This is a genomic window from Streptomyces sp. NPDC042638 (assembly GCF_040647235.1).
Taxonomy (GTDB): domain Bacteria; phylum Actinomycetota; class Actinomycetes; order Streptomycetales; family Streptomycetaceae; genus Streptomyces; species Streptomyces rameus.
On the sequence record NZ_JBEZBT010000146.1, the window covers coordinates 1 to 2,262 of the forward strand.

1 protein-coding gene is annotated in these 2,262 nt (G+C 72.1%); it reads left to right on the forward strand.

Annotated features, from left to right (window positions below; genetic code table 11):
• The coding region (locus AB0B40_RS38150) for a type I polyketide synthase (protein WP_362268229.1) at positions 1-2,262 on the forward strand (2,262 nt) is incomplete at both ends.

A 2,262-nucleotide genomic window follows, 5' to 3' on the forward strand; every position in this document is an offset into this window, starting at 1 on the left:
CGGCGCAGGCCGAGCACCCGGACCGGTTCGTCCTTCTGGACCTGGACGGACAGGAGGTGTCCGCTGGCACGCTGGAGTCCGTGCTCGCCGGCGGGGAGTCGCAGCTCGCCGTACGGGAGGGGCGGCCCTACATCCCGCGCCTGGTCCGGGCGATGGTTCCTGCCACTCCCACCGTCTCACCGGCCGTGTGGGACGCCGACGGATCCGTACTGATCACCGGTGCCAGTGGCGTGCTGGGCCGTCTGGTGGCGCGGCACCTGGTCGCCGAACACGGCGTCAGGTGCGTGATCCTTGCCTCGCGGCGCGGGCGGGACATGACGGGTGCGGACGAACTCGAGTCCGAACTCGCCGCGTTGGGCGCCGATGTGACGTTCGAGGCGTGTGACGTCACGGACCGCGATGCGCTGTCCGGCCTGCTGGCACGGGTTCCCGCACACCGCCCGCTGCGTGGAGTGGTGCACGCGGCCGGTGTCCTGGACGACGGCCTCATAGAATCGCTGACGCCGGAACGACTGGACGCCGTGCTGCGGCCGAAGGTCGACGCCGCCGTGTATCTGCACGAGCTGACCCGGGACCTGGGGCTGACGGCCTTCGTCCTGTTCTCCTCCGCCGCCGCGACGTTCGGCGCGGCCGGCCAGGGCAACTACGCCGCCGCCAACATGTTCATGGACGCCCTCGCGGCGCACCGACGGGCGCACGGTCTTCCGGCGATCTCGCTGGGCTGGGGCTTCTGGGCCGAACGCAGCGACATGACGGGTCACTTGGGCGAGGTCGACATGGCCCGCATGGCTCGCTTCGGCATGACGCCCCTGTCCGCGGACGAGGGACTCGCACTGTTCGACGTGGCGCACACGACGGACGAGGCTCTCCTCGTACCGACGCGCATGGACGTCGCCGTGCTGCGCGCCAACGCGCGGCCCGGGACCGTACCCGCCATCCTGCGGCACCTCATCGGAGCGCCCGCCCGCCGGGTCGTGGAGTCGGCCGGTGCCGACGACGGGACTCCCGCTCTCGCGCGGCGCCTTGCCGGTCTCGCACCGGACGAGCGCGAGGCACTGTTGCTGGACCTGGTGGCCGAAAACGTGGCGGCCGTGCTGGGCCACACGGACACGATCGCGGTCGAGCGTGCCTTCAAGGACCTCGGTTTCGACTCGTTGACGGCGGTGGAGCTGCGCAACCGGCTGAACGCGGCGACCGGCCTGCGGCTGTCGGCCACCCTCGTGTTCGACTATCCGACCCCGGCCGCCGCCGCCCGACACATCGTCGGCGAACTGCTGGGCCCGGACTTCACGGACGGTGAGCAGCAGGCCGCCGTGCCGAACCCGGCGACGGCGACGGCACGGCTCCTCCCCGCCGACGAACCCATCGCCATCGTGGGCATGGGCTGCCGCTTCCCGGGCGGCGTCCGCACCCCCGAGGAGCTGTGGCAGCTGCTCGTGAACGACGGTGACGCGGTGGCGGGCCTGCCCACCGACCGCGGCTGGGACCTGGAGGCGCTGTACCACCCCGACCCCGAGCACAAGGGCACTGCGTACGCGCGTGAGGGTGGTTTCCTGTACGACGCGGGTGATTTCGATCCGGGGTTCTTCGGGATCTCGCCGCGTGAGGCGTTGGCGATGGACCCGCAGCAGCGGCTGCTGCTGGAGACGTCGTGGGAGGCGTTGGAGCGGGCGGGTATCGATCCGGCGTCGGTGCGCGGCAGCCAGACCGGCGTCTTCTGCGGCCTGACCTACCACGACTACGGTGACCTGGTCCACCAAGCCGGCGAGGCGTCCGAGGGCTACCTGATGACCGGCAACGCGGGCAGCGTCGCCTCGGGCCGCATCTCGTACACGTTCGGGTTCGAGGGTCCCGCGGTGACGGTGGACACGGCGTGCTCGTCGTCGCTGGTCGCCCTGCACTGGGCGGCGCAGGCGCTGCGGCAGGGCGAGTGCACACTCGCTCTCGCCGGCGGGGCGACCGTCATGGCCAGCCCTGTCGCCTTCGTCGAGTTCAGCCGTCAGCGGGGTCTGTCGCCCGACGGCCGGTGCAAGGCGTTCGCGGCAGGCGCGGACGGCACCGGCTGGGCCGAGGGCGTGGGCATGCTCCTGCTGGAGCGCCTGTCCGATGCCGAGCGCAACGGTCACCCCGTGCTCGCCGTGGTCCGGGGTTCGGCCCTGAACCAGGACGGTGCGAGCAACGGCCTCTCCGCGCCGAACGGCCCCTCCCAGCAGCGTGTGATCCGTTCCGCGCTGGCGAACGCCCGGGTGTCGGCGGCCGAGG